This is a genomic window from Streptococcus rubneri, from assembly GCF_004785935.1.
GTDB lineage: Bacteria > Bacillota > Bacilli > Lactobacillales > Streptococcaceae > Streptococcus > Streptococcus rubneri.
Map to the genome: position 1 here is coordinate 134,145 of NZ_SRRP01000001.1, position 19,121 is coordinate 153,265.

At 40.7% G+C, this 19,121-nt stretch carries 18 protein-coding genes; 15 read left to right on the forward strand and 3 right to left on the reverse strand.

Annotation, left to right across the window (positions count from 1 at the left end; genetic code table 11):
• Nucleotides 1-541: 541 nt before the first annotated feature.
• The 14 genes from cshA (at nt 542) to E5S68_RS00915 (ending at nt 14,828) form a co-directional block, all read left to right on the forward strand.
• On the forward strand, nt 542-2,116 hold the full coding sequence (cshA, locus tag E5S68_RS00850; protein ID WP_135781953.1) for a degradosome RNA helicase CshA: 1,575 nt from the start codon (nt 542-544) through the stop codon (nt 2,114-2,116).
• A gap of 357 nt (nt 2,117-2,473) precedes the next feature.
• Nucleotides 2,474-3,220, forward strand: a complete 747-nt coding sequence (locus E5S68_RS00855; protein WP_135781954.1) for a DeoR/GlpR family DNA-binding transcription regulator — start codon at nt 2,474-2,476, stop codon at nt 3,218-3,220.
• Nucleotides 3,221-3,419: 199 nt separating this feature from the next.
• Nucleotides 3,420-3,896, forward strand: a complete 477-nt coding sequence (locus E5S68_RS00860; protein WP_135781955.1) for a PTS sugar transporter subunit IIA — start codon at nt 3,420-3,422, stop codon at nt 3,894-3,896.
• Between the two features lie 39 nt (nt 3,897-3,935).
• Complete coding sequence (locus E5S68_RS00865) at nt 3,936-4,241, forward strand: PTS sugar transporter subunit IIB (RefSeq protein WP_135781956.1); 306 nt, start codon at nt 3,936-3,938, stop codon at nt 4,239-4,241.
• A gap of 107 nt (nt 4,242-4,348) precedes the next feature.
• Complete coding sequence (locus E5S68_RS00870; protein ID WP_135781957.1) at nt 4,349-5,824, forward strand: PTS galactitol transporter subunit IIC; 1,476 nt, start codon at nt 4,349-4,351, stop codon at nt 5,822-5,824.
• A gap of 102 nt (nt 5,825-5,926) precedes the next feature.
• A complete protein-coding gene (locus E5S68_RS00875; protein WP_135781958.1) occupies nt 5,927-6,811 on the forward strand; it encodes an aldose 1-epimerase family protein in 885 nt (294 codons plus the stop codon).
• A gap of 73 nt (nt 6,812-6,884) precedes the next feature.
• Nucleotides 6,885-7,310, forward strand: a complete 426-nt coding sequence (gene lacA / locus E5S68_RS00880) for a galactose-6-phosphate isomerase subunit LacA (RefSeq protein ID WP_023026584.1) — start codon at nt 6,885-6,887, stop codon at nt 7,308-7,310.
• Between the two features lie 16 nt (nt 7,311-7,326).
• Nucleotides 7,327-7,842 (forward strand): galactose-6-phosphate isomerase subunit LacB, encoded by a 516-nt coding sequence (lacB, locus tag E5S68_RS00885; protein ID WP_023022658.1) that lies wholly within the window; start codon nt 7,327-7,329, stop codon nt 7,840-7,842.
• Nucleotides 7,843-7,853: 11 nt separating this feature from the next.
• On the forward strand, nt 7,854-8,783 hold the full coding sequence (locus E5S68_RS00890) for a tagatose-6-phosphate kinase (RefSeq protein ID WP_135781959.1): 930 nt from the start codon (nt 7,854-7,856) through the stop codon (nt 8,781-8,783).
• Between the two features lies 1 nt (nt 8,784).
• Complete coding sequence (gene lacD / locus E5S68_RS00895; RefSeq protein ID WP_135781960.1) at nt 8,785-9,765, forward strand: tagatose-bisphosphate aldolase; 981 nt, start codon at nt 8,785-8,787, stop codon at nt 9,763-9,765.
• Between the two features lie 178 nt (nt 9,766-9,943).
• Entirely contained in the window at nt 9,944-10,390 is a 447-nt protein-coding gene (locus E5S68_RS00900) for a MarR family winged helix-turn-helix transcriptional regulator (RefSeq protein WP_135781961.1), read from the forward strand.
• Entirely contained in the window at nt 10,387-12,189 is a 1,803-nt protein-coding gene (locus E5S68_RS00905; RefSeq protein WP_135781962.1) for an ABC transporter ATP-binding protein, read from the forward strand. The genes E5S68_RS00900 and E5S68_RS00905 overlap by 4 nt, the downstream gene beginning before the upstream one ends.
• Nucleotides 12,182-13,942 carry an ABC transporter ATP-binding protein gene (locus tag E5S68_RS00910; protein ID WP_135781963.1) on the forward strand — a complete coding sequence of 587 codons (1,761 nt, stop codon included), beginning with the start codon at nt 12,182-12,184 and terminating at the stop codon, nt 13,940-13,942. Before E5S68_RS00905 ends, E5S68_RS00910 begins: the two co-directional genes overlap by 8 nt.
• 253 nt (nt 13,943-14,195) lie before the next feature.
• A complete protein-coding gene (locus tag E5S68_RS00915; protein ID WP_135781964.1) occupies nt 14,196-14,828 on the forward strand; it encodes a GNAT family N-acetyltransferase in 633 nt (210 codons plus the stop codon).
• 147 nt (nt 14,829-14,975) lie between these two features.
• Here the strand turns inward: E5S68_RS00915 and E5S68_RS00920 are convergent, their stop codons facing one another.
• On the reverse strand, nt 14,976-15,257 hold the full coding sequence (locus tag E5S68_RS00920) for a GIY-YIG nuclease family protein (RefSeq protein WP_135781965.1): 282 nt from the start codon (nt 15,255-15,257) through the stop codon (nt 14,976-14,978).
• Nucleotides 15,247-15,993: a tRNA1(Val) (adenine(37)-N6)-methyltransferase gene (locus E5S68_RS00925; protein ID WP_135781966.1), complete on the reverse strand. Its 747-nt coding sequence runs from the start codon at nt 15,991-15,993 to the stop codon at nt 15,247-15,249. Before E5S68_RS00925 ends, E5S68_RS00920 begins: the two co-directional genes overlap by 11 nt.
• 142 nt (nt 15,994-16,135) lie before the next feature.
• Here E5S68_RS00925 and E5S68_RS00930 point away from each other — a divergent pair, with 142 nt between their 5' ends.
• Nucleotides 16,136-16,675 (forward strand): DUF4352 domain-containing protein, encoded by a 540-nt coding sequence (locus E5S68_RS00930; RefSeq protein WP_135781967.1) that lies wholly within the window; start codon nt 16,136-16,138, stop codon nt 16,673-16,675.
• A 38-nt stretch (nt 16,676-16,713) separates the two neighbouring features.
• Here the strand turns inward: E5S68_RS00930 and E5S68_RS00935 are convergent, their stop codons facing one another.
• The gene (locus E5S68_RS00935) at nt 16,714-19,053 is read right to left on the reverse strand and encodes a cation-translocating P-type ATPase (protein ID WP_135781968.1); all 2,340 of its coding nucleotides are present in this window, start codon (nt 19,051-19,053) and stop codon (nt 16,714-16,716) included.
• Nucleotides 19,054-19,121 lie beyond the last annotated feature (68 nt).

Consider the following 19,121-nt stretch of genomic DNA (forward strand, 5'->3'; position numbering starts at 1 on the left):
AATACTAGATTCATTATACCGATTTATCTAGGAAAAATCAAGAATCTGCTACAAAAATATAAGAGGATTATTGTGAAGGTTTACTCTGCCTTAAAGGCTGTTTTAATAGGTTTTTTACTTGTTTTCTAAAAGTAAGAATCGAGCTTTTAGAAATGCAGTTTTAAATAAATCCTATAAAATAGTATTTCCCTTGTTTTTTAAAATTAAAAATGGAAATTGCGGAGGGAAAGGAGGAACTTCCATAGGAAATGAGGAAAAAAAGAGAAATCTTTCAAACTTGCTTCCTTTTACTATCTTTTGAATTCGGTCTATGATATACTAGATAGGTTGCAAACCTGACTTGAAGTAGTCAGTTGGATTGTTACGGATGAGGAAGGTTTAATTTTTGAAGTTATCAATAGTTGACCTTGCTCTGACAAGATTCTATATGGTTCTCTTCCATTTGGAACTAGAAGACTCATCTAGTTAGAAAGACAATGAGAAGAGAATGATTCCAAGTTGTATAGGGTGGATTCGCACTACCCTTAGAAAGAAGAAAATAGTGAAATTTAATGAATTTAAGTTGTCTGCTGAATTATTAGCAGAGATTGATAAGGCTGGATTTGTGGAAGCAAGTCCTATCCAAGAACAAACCATTCCTTTAGCACTTGAAGGCAAAGACGTTATCGGTCAAGCACAAACTGGTACTGGGAAAACAGCTGCCTTTGGTTTGCCAACGCTTGAAAAAATTCGTACAGAAGAAGCAACGATTCAAGCCTTGGTGATTGCTCCAACTCGAGAGTTGGCCGTACAAAGCCAAGAAGAACTCTTCCGTTTTGGTCGGAGTAAGGGTGTGAAGGTGCGCTCTGTCTATGGTGGTTCAAGCATTGAAAAACAAATTAAGGCTCTTAAATCAGGTGCCCATATCGTTGTTGGAACGCCAGGACGTCTGCTAGATTTGATCAAACGCAAAGCACTCAAGCTCCAGGATGTTGAAACCTTGATCTTGGATGAAGCGGATGAAATGCTAAATATGGGCTTCCTAGAAGATATTGAAGCCATCATTTCCCGTGTTCCAGAAAGCCGTCAAACTCTTTTGTTCTCAGCGACTATGCCAGAAGCCATTAAGCGAATCGGTGTTCAATTTATGAAAGACCCTGAGCATGTGAAGATTGCGGCCAAAGAATTAACTACCGAATTAGTGGACCAATACTATATCCGGGTAAAGGAGCAAGAAAAATTTGATACCATGACTCGTCTCATGGATGTCGAGCAGCCAGAATTATCGATTGTATTCGGTCGGACTAAGCGTCGTGTCGATGAATTGACTCGAGGTCTTAAAATCCGTGGTTTCCGTGCAGAAGGGATTCATGGGGATCTCGATCAAAACAAGCGTCTTCGTGTTCTCCGTGATTTCAAAAATGGAAACCTAGATGTCCTCGTTGCAACAGACGTAGCAGCTCGCGGCTTGGATATTTCAGGTGTCAGCCATGTCTATAACTATGACATCCCACAGGACCCAGAAAGTTATGTTCACCGGATTGGTCGTACAGGTCGTGCTGGTCAAACCGGTCAATCGATTACTTTTGTAGCTCCTAATGAGATGGGCTACCTTCAAATCATTGAAAACTTGACTAAGAAACGAATGAAAGGCTTGAAGCCTGCGACTGCAGAAGATGCCTTTTATGCGAAGAAACAAGTTGCTCTCAAGAAAATTGAACGTGATTTTGCTGATGAAACGATCCGTGAAAACTTCGAGAAATTTGCGAAAGATGCTCGTAAACTTGCAGCAGAATTCAGTCCTGAAGAATTGGCTATGTATATTTTGAGCCTTACGGTTCAAGATCCAGATAGCCTTCCAGAAGTTGAAATTGCGCGTGAAAAACCTTTACCATTTAAACCGTCTGGTGGTGGTTTTGGAGGAAAAGGCAAGTCTGGTCGAGGTGGACGACGTGGGGATGACCGCAGAGATCGAGATCGCCGTGGAAGCGCCCGACGTGATGAATACCGTAAAGGTGGACGTTCAACTGACCGCTTTGACAAAGACAAACGCTACCGGAAAGATCATAAGAAACCTCGTACGACTTCAAGCGAGAAAAAAACAGGCTTTGTTATCCGTAACAAAGGAGATAAATAAGCAGAAAAGCTGGACTAAAGTTGTCCAGCTTTTTTTGAAACACAAATACAAGGGTAAAGAATTCTTTACCCTTGTATATTTATAAGGAGACCGATAATCGTGAACAAAATATAGACGCTCATCTTTGGTAACGCTATCAATTCTGTTAACATATTAATCATACAATTAATGAAAGGTTTTGTCAATAGTTTTGTTAAAAAATCGTTTAATTTTTTTACATATTAAGGCAAATTCGGATCAAATAGTGGATAATACCTTGAATTCACCCTATTAATCTAGTTAAAATGTTGTTTTATTATTGAAAATGTTTAGTTTTATAGTATAATGAAAGCAAGAATAGGAAAGTTGGACAATCATATGAAAGAGAGTAGACATGTAGCAATCTTACAGGAATTAGATAAAAAAGAAGTTGTATCAGTCAAGGAATTAAAAGATCTTCTAGGTGTGACGGATATGACGATTCGGCGCGATTTGATTGATTTAGAAAATCAATCTTTATTAGTTCGTGTTCATGGAGGGGCTCATCCCAAAATCAAAGATAGCCTGATGGAAGCTTCTCATTTGGAAAAGAACATGCTGAATGTTGAAGAAAAGAAAGAAATTGCTCAGAAATGTGCCGCCCTAATTGCAGAAGGAGATACCATTTTTATTGGAGCAGGAACAACAACTGATTTTATTGGAGATTACCTAGAGGGGAAAAACATCAGTATTGTGACCAATTCTTTGCCCATTTTCGAGAAATTAAAGGATCATCCGAATTATGATATTATTCTGGTTGGGGGACGATACAGAATGAAGACCCAGACCTTTGTGGGTCAGTTTGCGAATAAATTGTTAAAAGAAATTAAAGTTTCTAAGGCCTTTATCGGTGTCAATGGAATTGATGGTCATACCGCTATGACAGCTAATGAGGAAGAAGGAAATGGTAATAAGATTATTCTTAACAATGCCATTGAAAAGTATATTGTTGCGGATAATAGTAAGTTTGATAGTTATTCTTTTTACGCTTTTTATCGTTTGGATGATTTAGACGCCATCATTACTGATCAGTCTATTTCGAAAAAAGTGCGAGAAAAGTATAACTCCTATACAAAAATTCTATAATGTTAAAAATTGCATAGGCCTGAGCAATGAGAGCTCAGGCCTTTTTAAATTGTTTTCATAAAAGTTATCCCAATAAGTATCTGTAAAAAACAAACAAAAAAGAACAAAAAAATACATTATTTCTTGACAGCGATTTCATATAGTGATATACTTATGATGTAAATAAATGAAGTTGATAAGATTTAAGGGGGGTGAAAAAATGGGATTGAATCAACTGTTTGATCAGAAACTCGTATTTTGTTTAGATGTTGCGAATCAAGAAGAGTTATTTGGTCAGGTCGCATCCTTACTGGAAGAACGTGAAATTGTAACAGCTTCCTATCGATCTGCTCTAAAAGAAAGGGAGAAATCTTTTCCAACTGGATTGGATATGGAATTCTTAGGAAAAAATCTTCCTAATGTGGCCATTCCTCATACAGATATCATTCATAATCTAACTGAGAATATTGTAGTCGTTCGATTGAAAAATCCGGTAACCTTCCACAATATGATTGCACCTGATAAAGAAGTGCAGGTTTCTCTCTTGTTCTTCATCATTAATAATTCTAGTTCCAGTCAAACGAATATTTTGGCACATTTGATGGATTTCTTTACAACAAACGGAAATCTTGAAAATCTATCAAAATTGGAAAATGAAGAAGACTTGTATCGCTACATTACAGAAGCGATTGCTTAATAATAACAATAAAATATATTTATAATGGAGGTCATTCAAATGATTAAAATTTTAGCAGCCTGTGGAGCAGGTGTTAACTCAAGCCACCAAATTAAAAGTGCGCTAGAAGAAGAATTGTCAAACCGTGGTTACGATGTTCAATGTGATGCGGTGATGGTAAAAGATGTCAACGAAGACTTGATTTCAGGTTATGACATTTTCACACCAATTGCTGCTACTGATCTTGGTTTTGAACCGGGTATTCCAGTTGTAGAAGCTGGACCAATTTTATTCCGTATCCCAGCTATGAGCGCTCCTGTATTTGATAATATTGAAGCAGCGATTAAGGAACATGGATTAAGCTAAAAATTTTCGCTCGTGATGTAAGCGTTATCTGACATTTGTAGGTCTAGATGAGAATCATCATACTGTAGATAGATATTTTAAAAAATTATAAATCGGGAGGATTTATTATGGACAGCATTATCAAATTGGCCAATGAGTTTTTTACGCCAATTCTTGCTATGGGTGGTCCGATCATCATGTTAATCATTTTGACGGTTTTGGCCCTCTTGTTTGGAGTGAAATTCTCCAAAGCTCTTGAAGGTGGTATTAAACTTGCCATCGCCCTTACTGGTATCGGTGCAATCATCGGTATGTTGAATGGTGCTTTCTCAGCTTCTCTTGCAAAATTTGTTGAGAATACAGGTATCCAATTGACTATTACTGACGTTGGTTGGGCTCCACTTGCAACCATCACATGGGGTTCTGCTTGGACGCTCTACTTCTTGTTGGTGATGCTGATTGTCAACATCGTGATGTTGTTAATGAAGAAAACTGACACACTTGATGTCGACATCTTCGATATTTGGCACTTGTCAATCACTGGTCTTTTGATTAAATGGTATGCCGATAACAATGGAGTTAGCCAAGGAGTTTCACTCTTTGTTGCAACACTTGCAGTTGTTCTTGTTGGAATCATGAAAATCATCAACTCTGACTTGATGAAACCAACATTCGATGACTTGTTGAATGCACCAAGTTCATCACCTATGACCTCTACTCACATGAACTACATGATGAACCCAATCATCATGGTTTTGGATAAGATTTTTGACAAACTTTTACCTGGTCTTGATAAATATGACTTTGACGCAGCGAAATTGAATAAAAAAATTGGTTTCTGGGGATCTAAATTCTTCATCGGTTTCATTCTTGGTATTGTCATCGGTTTGATGGGAACTCCACATCCAGTTGCTGGTGTTGAAGACGCGTCATCTTGGGAATTGGTTATTAAAGGCTGGTTGAGTCTTGGTTTGACTGCCGGTGTCTGCTTGGAATTGTTCTCATTAATCGGTTCTTGGTTCATCGCAGCGGTAGAACCATTGTCTCAAGGTATTACAAATGTTGCTACGAAACGTCTTCAAGGACGTAAATTCAATATCGGTTTGGACTGGCCATTTATCGCTGGTCGTGCTGAAATCTGGGCTTGTGCCAACGTACTTGCACCAATCATGTTGATTGAAGCAGTCCTTCTTTCTAAAGTCGGAAACGGGATCTTGCCACTTGCAGGGATCATTGCTATGGGTGTGACTCCAGCCTTGTTGGTTGTAACACGTGGGAAATTGATCCGTATGATCGTCTTTGGAACTCTCTTGTTGCCACTCTTCCTTCTTTCAGGAACTCTTATTGCACCATTCGCTACTGAATTGGCGAAAAGTGTAAATGCCTTCCCAGAAGGTGTTAGCCAAACTCAATTGATTACTCACTCAACTCTTGAAGGACCAGTTGAAAAACTTCTTGGTTGGACTATTGGTAATGCAACAACAGGAGACATCAAAGCTATTATTGGAGTTGTCGCCTTCTTAGCATTCTACGTTGGAATCTTTGCATGGTATAGAAAACAAATGATCAAACGTAACGAAGAATACGCAGCAAAAGCAAAATAATCGCCTCCTAACTATGCAATTTGATAAAACTAGGGTATCAATTTCCAGATATGGAGGGAGGTAGCCTAGTTTTTTCTCTAAAAACATTGTAAGGAGAGAAGTATGAGGATAACTTTAAAAAATTATGATCTGGAAGTTTGTTTCAAGGAGTTAGGTGGTGAGCTGGCCTCTATCAAGGATCAGGATGGTATCGAATATCTTTGGCAGGGTGATGCTCAGTATTGGAGCGGTCAAGCCCCAGTTCTCTTTCCCATTTGTGGTTCGGTTCGAAATGATGTGGCCTTGTTTCGTCCCCAGGGTGTTGGGAAGATTCCTCGCCATGGTTTGGTTCGAAAGAAAAACTTTAAGTTAGTAGAGCAAACGGATAGTCTGGTTAGCTTTATGATAGAGGATACGGATGAAATGTATCAGCAGTATCCCTATCATTTCAGGTTAGAAATTTCTTATCAATTACTAGGTAAAAAGATTATAGTAACCTATCGGATTCACCATCTTGGGGAAGAAGGAGTCATGCCCTTTTTCGTTGGTGGGCATCCTGGTTTTAATTGTCCTTTGCTAGAAGATGAAAATTTTGAAGACTACTATCTTGAATTTGAACAAGAGGAAACCTGTAGTATCCCAAAATCCTATCCAGAGACTGGCTTGTTAAATGTCTTTGATCGAACACCTTTCTTGAATCAAGAAAGGATCCTACAGTTAGATTACGATCTATTCAAAAATGATGCCATTACCTTGGATTGCTTACAATCAAGAAGTGTCACTCTCCGTTCTAAAAAGCACAATAAAGGATTAACTCTTCATTTTCCAGATTTTTCAAATTTAATTATCTGGACAACGCCTAATAAAGGTCCGTTTATCGCATTAGAACCTTGGTCTGGTTTATCAACCTCACTTGAGGAAAGTGATTATCTAGAATATAAAAAACAAGTTCGACTCTTACCAGTAGGTCAAGTAGCGGAGCTTGGATTTGAAATCGAAATTTTATAGAAAATAATGTTTGTTGTTGAATGCAGTAGTTTCTGTATTTGATTGAAAAATGAATTGATAGAAGGAGCATAATATGTCAGTTATTATTGGTGCGGATGCGGCTGGTATCCGCTTAAAAGAAGTAGTCAAAGAGTATTTGGAAGCAGAAGGTTTCCAAGTGGTAGATGTCACTGAAGAAGGGCAAGACTTTGTTGATGTGACCTTGGCTGTTGCTAAAGAAGTGAAACAAGCAGAAGATAATCTGGGTATTGTCATTGACGCTTACGGAGCTGGTCCATTTATGGTCGCAACTAAAATTAAGGGAATGGTTGCAGCAGAGGTTTCAGATGAGCGTTCCGCTTACATGACTCGTGGCCACAACAATTCTCGCATGATCACCATGGGGGCTCAAATCGTGGGTGATCAATTGGCCAAAAATATTGCCAAAGGTTTTGTAAACGGTAAGTATGATGGCGGTCGCCACCAAATCCGTGTCGATATGCTTAACAAGATGTGCTAAGGGGAGGAGTAAAAGAATGAAAATTGCAATTGGATGTGACCATATTGTCACTAATGAAAAAATGGCTGTTTCTGAATTTTTGAAATCAAAAGGCTATGAAGTCCTTGACTTCGGAACCTATGACCATGCGCGCACCCACTACCCAATTTTTGGGAAGAAGGTTGGAGAAGCAGTAGCTAGTGGTCAAGCAGATCTTGGTGTATGTATCTGTGGAACTGGTGTTGGGATTAACAACGCAGTTAATAAGGTCCCTGGAATCCGTTCAGCCTTGGTACGTGATATGACAACTGCACTTTATGCCAAAGAAGAACTCAATGCCAACGTCATTGGTTTTGGTGGTAAAATCACTGGCGAATTGCTCATGTGTGATATCATTGAAGCTTTCATTCATGCGGAATACAAACCAAGTGAAGAAAATAAGAAATTGATTGCCAAGATTCAACATTTGGAAACTCATAATGATCACCAAGAGGATGCAGACTTCTTTACAGAATTCCTTGAAAAATGGGATCGTGGTGAATACCACGACTAAGAGGTGAAGATATGATCTTAACTGTCACCTTGAATCCTTCCATTGATATTTCTTATCCCTTGGAAGAATTAAAGTTGGATACTGTGAATCGTGTGTCGGAAGTTTCTAAGACTGCTGGTGGGAAAGGATTAAATGTCACCCGTGTCTTAGCTGAGAGTGGTGAAACAGTTGGAGCAACAGGTTTTGTTGGGGGGACCAATGGTCAATTCATCAAGACCCATCTTCCACGAGATGTCCAATCCTTCTTCTATGATATTCTTGGAGATACACGGAACTGTATCGCTATCTTGCATGAAGGTAATCAAACAGAAATCTTAGAAGCGGGCCCAGAAATTATCCGGACAGAAGCTTTGGGATTCCTTCACCATTTTAAACTCCTCATGCCGACAGCAGATGTAGTTGCTATTTCGGGAAGCCTTCCTACAGGTCTACCGGTGGACTATTATGCGAGCTTAATTGAGATTGCAGGAGAAGCAGGACGTAAGGTCGTACTTGATTCATCAGGAAAATCTTTAGAAGCGGTTCTTCACTCACCATTCAAACCAACGGTGATTAAACCCAATCGCGAAGAATTATCTCAACTCTTAGGACGGGATGTTTCAGCGAATTTTGAGGACTTAAAAGAAGTTTTGAAAGACCCATTGTTCGAAGGAATCGAATGGATTATCGTTTCCTTAGGTGGAGATGGTGCTTTTGCCAAACACGAGGATGTCTTCTATAAGGTGGACATTCCAAAAATTGAAGTCGTCAACCCAGTGGGATCTGGTGATTCAACCGTGGCCGGTATTTCTGCTGGTCTCAGTAGCGGGAAGGATGACGCAGCTCTTTTGACCCATGCCATGGTCCTTGGGATGCTAAATGCTCAAGAAAAGATGACCGGACATGTCAATATGGCCCACTATGATGATTTGTATCAACAGATAAATGTAAAAGAGGTATAAGATGGTATTAACAGAACAAAAACGCAACTATTTAGAAAAATTGAGCACCAAAGAGGGTGTAATCTCAGCCTTGGCCTTTGACCAACGTGGTGCCTTGAAACGCCTCATGGCTCAATACCAAGACACAGAACCAACAGTGGCTCAAATGGAAGAATTGAAGGTCCTAGTGGCTGAGGAATTGACGCCATTCGCATCTTCTATGCTCTTGGACCCAGAGTATGGACTTCCAGCAACTAAGGTCTTGGATGCAGAAGCAGGTCTCTTATTGGCATATGAAAAAACAGGCTACGACACGTCTAGCACCAAGCGTCTGCCAGACTGCCTCAACCTTTGGTCAGCTAAACGCATCAAAGAGCAGGGTGCAGATGCAGTGAAATTCTTGCTCTACTATGATGTCGATAGTGCTGATGAACTCAACCAAGAAAAACAAGCCTACATCGAACGTATCGGTTCAGAATGTGTGGCAGAAGAAATTCCATTCTTCCTTGAAATCTTGGCTTACGATGAAAAAATCGCTGATGCAGGTTCTGTAGAATATGCTAAAGTGAAACCTCGCAAAGTCATCGAAGCGATGAAAGTCTTCTCAGACCCACGCTTCAACATCGATGTCTTGAAGGTAGAAGTTCCAGTCAATGTTAAATACGTTGAAGGCTTTGGCGATGGGGAAATCGTTCATGGCCGTGAAGAGGCTGCAGCCTTCTTTAAAGAACAAGAAGCAGCAACCAAGCTTCCATACATCTACTTGAGTGCCGGTGTTTCTGCCAAACTCTTCCAAGAAACCTTAGTCTTTGCCCATGAAGCAGGAGCAAACTTCAATGGAGTTCTCTGTGGCCGTGCAACTTGGGCTGGATCTGTAGAAGCCTACATCAAGAATGGGGAAGAAGCAGCTCGTGAATGGCTCCGTACCGAAGGTCGTCGCAACATTGAAGAGCTCAACCAAGTCTTAGACCAAGTCGCAACTTCTTGGAAAGAGCGTATCTAGTTTTCTTAGTTCCTAACGTATCAAATAGTCTTTCTAGAAAAATCTAGAAGGACTATTTTTTGTTTACAAAAGATAGTTCTCTTAAGAACTTTTTCTTGACTTTCTATGTGAGAGGTGTAAAATAGTTCTCATAAACACTATCTAGTTCTCCTGAGAACTAATTGATTTTGGAGGGATGATGGACAAACCATTAGTAGAATTTAAAAAAATCGGCCATCTCATTCATCTTATGATGGAAAGAGAGGCTAAGAAACGTGGCCTTGAATTTATTGCAGGCCCCCAAGGTCAGGTATTGATCTTTTTATCCCATCGTGAGAAAGAGGGAAAGGTGACCTTGATTCGGGATGTTGAGCAGGAACTTCATATCTCAAAATCCGTGACGAGTAACCTGATCAAGCGCATGGAGAAAAATGGCTTTATTTATCTAGAGCCTAGTCCAACCGATAAACGGGCCAAGTATGTCTACCTAACAGACAGTGTAAAAGACAAATTGAATGACATGAAACAATTCTTTGAAGAAGTAGACCAGGATATGATGGCTGGTGTATCAGAAGAAGATTTGACCATCTTTTTCAAGGTTATGCATCAATTTTATGAGAACATGAAAAAAAGGAGTAAAGAATGATTAAACTGTTTCGGCGGTTAACTGCCAAAGAATGGGGCATGATTGCCCTAAGTACGGTCTTTATCTGTCTGGCTGTTTGGATGGATTTAAAGACTCCTGAATACTTATCCGATATCACAACCCTCTTAGCCAAGGATGGGACCAAGGTTTCTGATATCATGAATCCGGGAAGCAAGATGTTGCTCTTCTCTTTTGGAAGCTTTTTGATGGCAGTTTTTGTGGGCTTTTTGGCTTCAAGAGTCGCTGCCAGCTTTACGACGCGGCTTCGAGGAGAGATTTTCCATCAAGTGATGGATTACTCAGATGCTGAGATCAAGAACTTCTCAGTTCCCTCTCTCTTGACCCGGACGACCAATGATTTGACCCAGTTGCAAATGATGATTGTCATGGGGATGCAAGTTGTGACGCGTGGTCCCATTATGGCGATTTGGGCTCTAACCAAGATTTGGGGAAAAAGCGGTGCCTGGACAACGTCTGTTGGGATAGCAGTCTTAATGGTCTTGCTTCTGCTTTCTGTTCTGGTTCTCATCGCCTTTCCGCGTCAGCAAAAAGTTCAAGGCTTAACCGATGCCTTGAATGCGACGACACGGGAGAGTTTGACAGGGGTGCGGGTGGTTCGTGCCTACAATGCAGAAGCTTATCAAAATGAAAAATTCCAAGCTGAAAACAAGGGCTTAACCCGTCTGAATCTCTTTGTTTATCGGTTGATGTCTTTGATGAACCCTGTCATGACCGTGGTATCAAGTGGTTTGACCCTGGCTATCTACTGGATTGGGGCGCACTTGATCAATGATATCGCCATGCCAAAAGATCCTACAAAGATCCTCACCAGTCCTGCATTAGCGGATCGGACCAAGGTCTTCTCAGATATGATTACCTTCTCCTCTTATGCCATGCAGGTTGTCATTGGCTTTATGATGATGGTGGCCATCTTGATTATCCTTCCTCGTGCCTTGGTATCTGCAAAACGGATTAATCAGGTGCTGGCATTGGATTCTTCTGTAGCCTTTCCAAGTGAATCAAAAGAAACAACAGGCCAAGAAGGTACCGTTGAATTTCAAGATGTTTCCTTCCGATATGGACGGACTTCTCGTGCGGTGATTGAGCATGTGACCTTCTCAGCTCAGAAGGGACAAACCGTTGCCTTCATTGGATCAACCGGATCTGGGAAATCCACTTTGGTCAATTTAATTCCACGCTTTTACGATGCGACAGAAGGAAAGATCTTAGTGGATGGCCTCAATGTCAAGGACTATAACCACAAAGAATTGAACAATAAAGTGGGTTATATCCCCCAAAAAGCAGTGCTCTTTAGTGGCACTATTCGCTCCAATATGGAATTTGGAGAAAGTAGTCAAGGAAAATTAGAGGATGAAGCGATTTGGAAAGCCCTTGAATTGGCTCAAGCCAAAGAGTTTGTTGCGGCAAAAGAAAAAGGTTTGGATACAGAAGTAGCGCAAGGAGGCACCAACTTCTCTGGAGGTCAACGGCAACGCTTGGCCATTGCACGTGCTCTTGCGCGGAAACCTGAGATCCTCATCTTTGATGATTCCTTCTCAGCCCTGGATTATAAAACAGATCGTATCTTGCGCCAAGCTCTGAAAGAGGAGCTGGCAGATACGACCAAATTGATCGTTGCCCAACGGATTTCGACCATTATGGATGCGGATTTGATTTTGGTCTTGGATCAAGGAAAGGTCGTTGGTCAAGGTACCCACAAGGAATTGCTTGCGACCAATGAAGTCTATCAAGAAATTGCCTATTCACAATTATCTAAGGAGGAGTTGGAACATGCATAAGACAAAACAAAAATCGTCCCTTTGGAGCCAACTTTCTCCATATTTGAAGGGATTTCATCTATTTTTCCTAATTGCTATCCTCTTTTCGGTCGTATCGAGTGTTATCACCGTTATTGGACCGGATAAGTTAAAAGAAATCACGGATACCATTACAAAAGGGATGGGAGGCGCCATTGATATTGACAAGATCACTTCGATTGCCCTGACCTTAGCCATCCTTTATGGAGTTGGAGCGCTGGTCTCTTACAGTAGTAGCTTTATCATCTCCACCATGATTCAGCGCTTCGCAGAACGCTTGCGCAATGCCATTGCTGAAAAGATCAATCGTGTACCCCTCCAATATTTTGATAGCCATGAACAAGGAGATACCTTGTCTCGTGTGACCAACGACGTGGATTTGATGACCCAATCCTTTAACCAAAGCTTGGTTCAAATGGTCTCTTCCATTGTCTTATTGATCGGCTCTATCTTTATGATGTTTAAGACGGACTGGCACTTGGCGGTGACAGCGATTGTGTCCGTCTTTGCAGGTTTTGCTCTTTCCAGCATCATTATGGTCAAGAGCCAGCCTCTCTTTAAGCAACAACAGGATAACCTTGCCAAAGTTTCAGGCTATGTTGAAGAAATCTATAGTGGACACAATGTGGTCATTTCCTATAATGGCCGTCATCAGGCCAAAGATCATTTTGATGCCATCAACCAAGAGTTGTATCAAAGCATGTGGAAATCCCAATTCTTCTCTGGGATCATGATGCCCTTGATGCAGTTTGTAGGGAACTTCGGCTATGTCATGGTCTGTATCGTTGGGGCTGTCCTCACCATTAATGGGGATATTACCATCGGGACCATTGTGGCCTTTATGACCTATGTCCGTATCTTTACCCAACCAATTGGTCAAATGGCTCAAGGAATTACCCAATTGCAATCGGCTAGTGCTGCTATGGGGCGTGTCTTTGAATTCTTAGACGAAGAAGAAATGGAAGACGAATCCCAAAAAACTCGCCAATTGGAAGCGCCAAAAGGTCATGTCACCTTTGAATATGTGCGCTTTGGTTATTCACCAGATAAGACTATTATCCATGATTTTACTGCTGAAGCCAAACCGGGCCAAAAAGTGGCTATTGTTGGTCCGACAGGCGCAGGTAAGACGACTATGGTCAATCTTTTGATGCGTTTTTATGACATTCAAGCTGGTAAAATTGCCATCGATGGAGTGGATACCAAGGCCATGAGCCGCGAAGAAGTTCATGATGCTTTCTCCATGGTCTTACAAGATACCTGGCTCTTTGAGGGCACTATTCGGGAGAATCTGGTCTTCAACCAAACGGATATTTCAGATGAAGCCGTCGAAGCGGCAACCCGAGCTGTTGGGGTCCATCACTTTATCCGGACTTTGCCGAATGGCTACGATACCGTACTAAATGATTCGGTCACCTTGTCCGTTGGTCAGAAACAACTCTTGACCATTGCGCGTGCGCTCTTGAAGGATGCTCCACTCCTTATCTTGGATGAAGCAACCTCATCTGTCGATACCCGTACAGAAGAGTTGATTCAAAAAGCTATGGACAAACTGATGGAAGGCCGGACCTCCTTTGTCATCGCCCATCGCTTGTCCACTATTCGTAATGCGGATCTGATTCTCGTGATGAAAGATGGAAATATTATCGAGCAAGGCAACCACCAAGAACTCATGAGCCAAAATGGATTCTATGCCGATCTCTACAATAGCCAATTCACAGAAGAAGTGGCTTGATCAGGGACTTGGAGTGGAGACACTCCAAGTTTTTTTATGCTAAAAAAAGATAAACATGCAGGTGAAAGTCGGAAATTTAATCAAAATCATCAAAAAAATGTTCCTAACATTCGGAAATTAGACATCATATAAATTTGATATTCAAATGGTTATGGATTTGTAGTTCTTTTGTGAAAATATCACGTTAAAAATCGTAAAAAGTGTTTATTTTAAGTATAATGGTATCATAGAGATGTGTTGAAGGGGTGCGGAGATGGAAAAAATAGTATATCGCGAAGCAAGATTAGATGAGTACAAAAAAATTGGAAAAGTACTTGCAGATGCATTTATGGAGTATCCATTTTTGACTCTTATCAAAGACGATTTGAAGAAACCTGAGTATTTTCCAGCGTTTTTGGAAATGATGGAAAGTTTATTAACAAGACTCTACATTAAAGGAGAAGCCTGTCTAGTAGCTGAACGAGAGGGTGAAATTATCGCAGTTGCCCTCTTGCAACAGAATGATTTCTCTATACTCTCCTATATCGTAAATGGAGTGATCAAGCTTTTCCGTTATATCACACCATTGAAGTTTATGAAATACCTCGATTTGGTAGAGCGTTCTGAGGAGCATTTGAAAAAATCCGGAAATTTTGATTGGTATTTGATGATGCTTGGAGTTGCTTCGTCCGTTCAAGGTCAAGGAGTTGGTAGTTTCTTTCTTCAAGAAGGGATCGAACCATATGTTAAGTCTAAAGGATGCAAGCGCTTGGGCTTGATCACTAGTACCGAACACAATGTTTTGTTCTATGAAAAAAATGACTATGTCTTATTGGATTCTATGATTCTTGACTATGGAGATAAATCAATAGGAAATTGGGCGTTTGTGAAAACTCTTGCTGAGTGAGTTTAAAATGAAGGTAAAAAGGAGCTCATTGAGCTCCTTTTAGAATGTAAGCAAGTAGATAAGATGAGAAACTGTTAGAGACTATTGATTTCTTGGCTCCGATTTTTTTAAAAAAACCTCCTGGGAAAGCAGTTTGTAGATTGCTTCCTAGGGGGTCTTTTGATGGTTAAGGGAATCTTGTTGTTCCTTGATATAGGCCAGTTTTTCTTCCCGTGTTTTTTTCTTAAAGAGAGCCTCAGCAGACATGGCTGCCCTTTTATCAGGAAAGCCCTCTTGGTAGAGAAGGGTAACAGGAAGTCTAGGGCGAGTGTATTTAGCTCCTTTTCCAGCATTGTGGGTCTTGAGACGGCGGTCGATATCCGTTGTATAGCCAGTGTAAAGAGTCCCATCTGAACATTGAACGACATACATATAAGCCTTAGTTTCCATAGTAAATCTCGTGAATTTCAGGAGTGTAGCTTCCATCTTCTTCATGGATGAAGAGGGGAGGAAGAATCTTAAGCCCATCTAGAGATCCGTCCTTAATCGCCTCGATGAGGAGCATATTGGCCTCCTTGTGACGCTTGGGATAGACAAATTGTATCCGCTTAGGTGCAAGATTGTAGTGCTTCATAGTTTCGATGATATCTAGAAAACGATCTGGTCGATGGACCATGGCCAAACGTCCATTGGATTTGAGGGTCCGTTGAGCTACATGGCAGATTTGATCTAAATTGGTGGAGATTTCATGACGGGCTAGCAAATAATGGCGACTCTCGTTCAAATTGGAATGCTCATCTACCTTAAAGTAGGGGGGATTGCATAAGATAATATCAATCTTACTCCCAGGGAAGTACTGAGGTAAGTTTTTCAAATCATCCGTAATCATGAACATGCGATCGGAGAGACCATTCAGTTGAATGGACCGCTCAGCCATATCGGCTAGTCTTTCTTGGATTTCCACACCTACAATACTTGCCTTGGTACGAGTACTAGCAAAGAGTCCGACGGCACCATTTCCTGCACATAAATCGACAATCATCCCACGATTAGGCAACTTTGGAAAGCGCGAAAGTAGGACACTATCGATGGAGTAGCTAAAGACTTCTCTGTTTTGGATAATTTTCACATCACTGGAAAAGAGCTGATTGACGCGTTCACCGTCTTTTAATTGGATATCGTTCATGGCTCTATTATAGCATGAAAAGAGAGCGTGGAAAAGATAGGAAAAACAATTTAATAAGTTATATTAGTTTTATACGTCAATCTATTTGCATTTTTAAATAGAATATGATAATATATTTTAAAAATATTGGGAGGTTTTGTTTATGAACAAAACAAAAAAATGGTTGGCTTTAGGATTTAGTTTTCTTTCCGTGAGTGTCTTAGTTGCTTGTGGAAATTCAGAGAAAAGTTCAAAATCATCTTCTAACGAAGTAAAAACGGAGCAGTCTTCAACTAAAGAAACCAAAACAGAGGAATCATCAGAAAAGAAATCAACATATTCAGTAGGAGATAAAATTGTATTTGAAAAGTTTGCTGAATACACTATTACAAATGTTGAGTGGTCAGATGAACGAAATGAGTTTGATGATACAAATCCAGATAAAGTTTTGAAGGTTACATATAATGTAAAAAATCTTTCGGACAAAGATATGCCGGTTGGAATAGATATTGATTTATATGTTGGTGGTAATAAGATGGAAAATTATGCCAATGAGCATACCATGGGTTCAATTACACCGGGTCGATCAATGGAAGGAGCTGTTGAACATTTTGGAGTTAAAGGTGAAGGGGATTTAGAATTAGAGATAAAACCGTTCTCAGCTTTTGGTGAGAAACCAGCAATTGTTTCTGTTGATGTGTAATAAAAAAATAGTTGAGAGTAGCATACTCTCAACTATTTTTAATTAAACTCATATTTTTGGAAAATAGTAGCCAAGATGAAGCTTCCTGTAAAGAGGGACATCAAAGCTAAGTAAACTGGGAAGGTCACAGCTGTCAGCGTTGCAATTTCAATCAGTCCTTTTAGGTAGAAGGCTGATAGGTAGAAACCACAGACAGAGAAGATAATCAAGAGTCCTCGCCAAATATTGAGTGGCAAACAAGCCCGAATCACAGACAAGAAACCAATTGATCCTAGTAAGTAATAGGTCAAAGTAGACATGTCAAGACTGGACCAGCCATGATAGGTTCCCCATAAACGAACAAATAAGACACTAAAGACGACCATCAAGGCATTTGGTAAGGCCAATTGTAGAGAACGTCTGAGGAAGTGTTTTTCCACGGGTTTAATATTTCGTTCAAAGGTCAAAACGAAAGGTGGGAATCCCTCGACAAACTGATCGATTAAGGTAATTTGAATCGGAATAAATGGGAAAATTAACAAGTAGTTGACATCAAAGAAGAGAGCACTTGCGATACAGATAATGGCTAAGATGAAGGAATAGATGGTCTTGATAAAGAAAATTGGAGCAATACGACCAATGTTGTTGACCACCCGACGTCCTTCAAAGAGAATCTCTGGAACGTCATTGAAATCAGAGTTTAACAAGACGAGATTGGCGATTTGGCGCGTTGCAGGATCTCCTTCGGCCATCACGATAGAACAGTCAGCCTCTCGTAAGGCGAGAATATCATTGACCCCGTCTCCAGTCATAGCAGTGGTGCGACCAGCTGCTTTAAGAGTTTGAATCAACAATTTCTTCTGATGAGGAGACACCCGGCCAAAGATGGCAGTGGTTTCAGCTAGATCTACAAGTTCGTCATCTCCAATCTTAGAGCAGTCAACATAACTGTCATAACTATCAAAGCCAGCTCCTTTTGCGATATAAGATACAGTAACAGGATTGTCCCCTGAGATAATCTTCAAGTCTACATCTTGGGAGCGAAGATAATCCAAGGTTTCAGAAACTCCTTCACGGATTGGATCATGGATTTCAATGACTCCAATACCAGCTACGTTTGATGGTAATGTCAGATCATGCATGTCAATTGCTTCGCCACTGTGGCCTAAAATCAAGACACGAGATCCGCGAGCTTGAGCCTCTAAGACGGCTTGAGGAGTTTCCTTGAGGAGAATTTCAGGAGCTCCAAGATAAACGGTTCCTAAGTTGCTAAGGGTCATAGATCCCCATTTTCGATCACTTGAAAATGGGATAATGTTCTCAGCAGTATAAGCATGCTCAAGGTCTCCGTATGCTTTTCGAATGGCTTGAGCTGTTGGATTGCTGTCTTCAGAGTTCTGCATATAGGCAGATAGAATAACTTCAATGGTTTCTTTAGAGAAATGTTCGGATAAGGAATGGATCCCTTGGACGGTCATTTTTCCTTGGGTGATGGTTCCTGTTTTGTCCAAGCAAAGAGTATCTACACGGGCCAGGGTTTCAACAGAGTACATCTCCTGAACGAGGACTTTTCTCATCCCGAGCTTGACAACAGCAGTCAAGAGAGAAGTAACCGTCAAGAGGGCAATCCCTTTTGGCAACATTCCAAGTAAGGCAGTCGAAGAGGTGATAACGGCATCTTTAACTGGTAACATCTTGATCAACAGGGCTTCACAGAAAAGGGCAATTCCAAATGGAATAATGATTTTCCCAGTAAAGCTAGAGATTTTTGCAAGATTATATAAGATCCGAGAGTTAATCGGTTTAAGAGTTTTGGCTTCTGCCATTAACTTATTGGCGTAATTATTAGCTCCAACTCGTCTGACACGAGCATAAACTTGCCCGCTAGCCAAAAAGCTTCCTGAAAGGAGTTCAGATCCCTCTTCTTTAAGAACAAGGTCGCTTTCTCCTGTCAACATGGCTTCGTTGACTTCAGCGATCCCAATCTGAACGACGGAGTCACTTGGTATCTGATCCCCTGCTGATAGCTTGATGGTATCTCCAAGGACAATTTCCTCTGGAGCAATGGACTCTTCCTCGCCACCTCGAATGACCGTCACAAGCTCTTTACTCATAAGGTTTAGCTTATCAATCATTCGTTTTGCTCGGAGCTCTGTTGCAATTCCTGATAAGGCATTAAAGCAGATGACAGCAAAGAAGACCAGATTGCTCCAAGCTTGGACAGCTACCAAAGCAAGGGCAATGACAAAGTTTAGAGCATTGAATAAGGTAAAGACGTTACGCTTGATAATTTGCCAGGTACTGGTACTAGTATTAGCTTTGAATTCGTTAGTTTGCCCACGCTGTATTTTTTTGCGGACCTCTTCGTGGGATAACCCCTTTATATCTTTTACTTCCATAGGACCATCATATCATTTTTTTAAGAAAAAGACTAGATGTCTTCCCTATGAATCTTAGTTTATCTTTC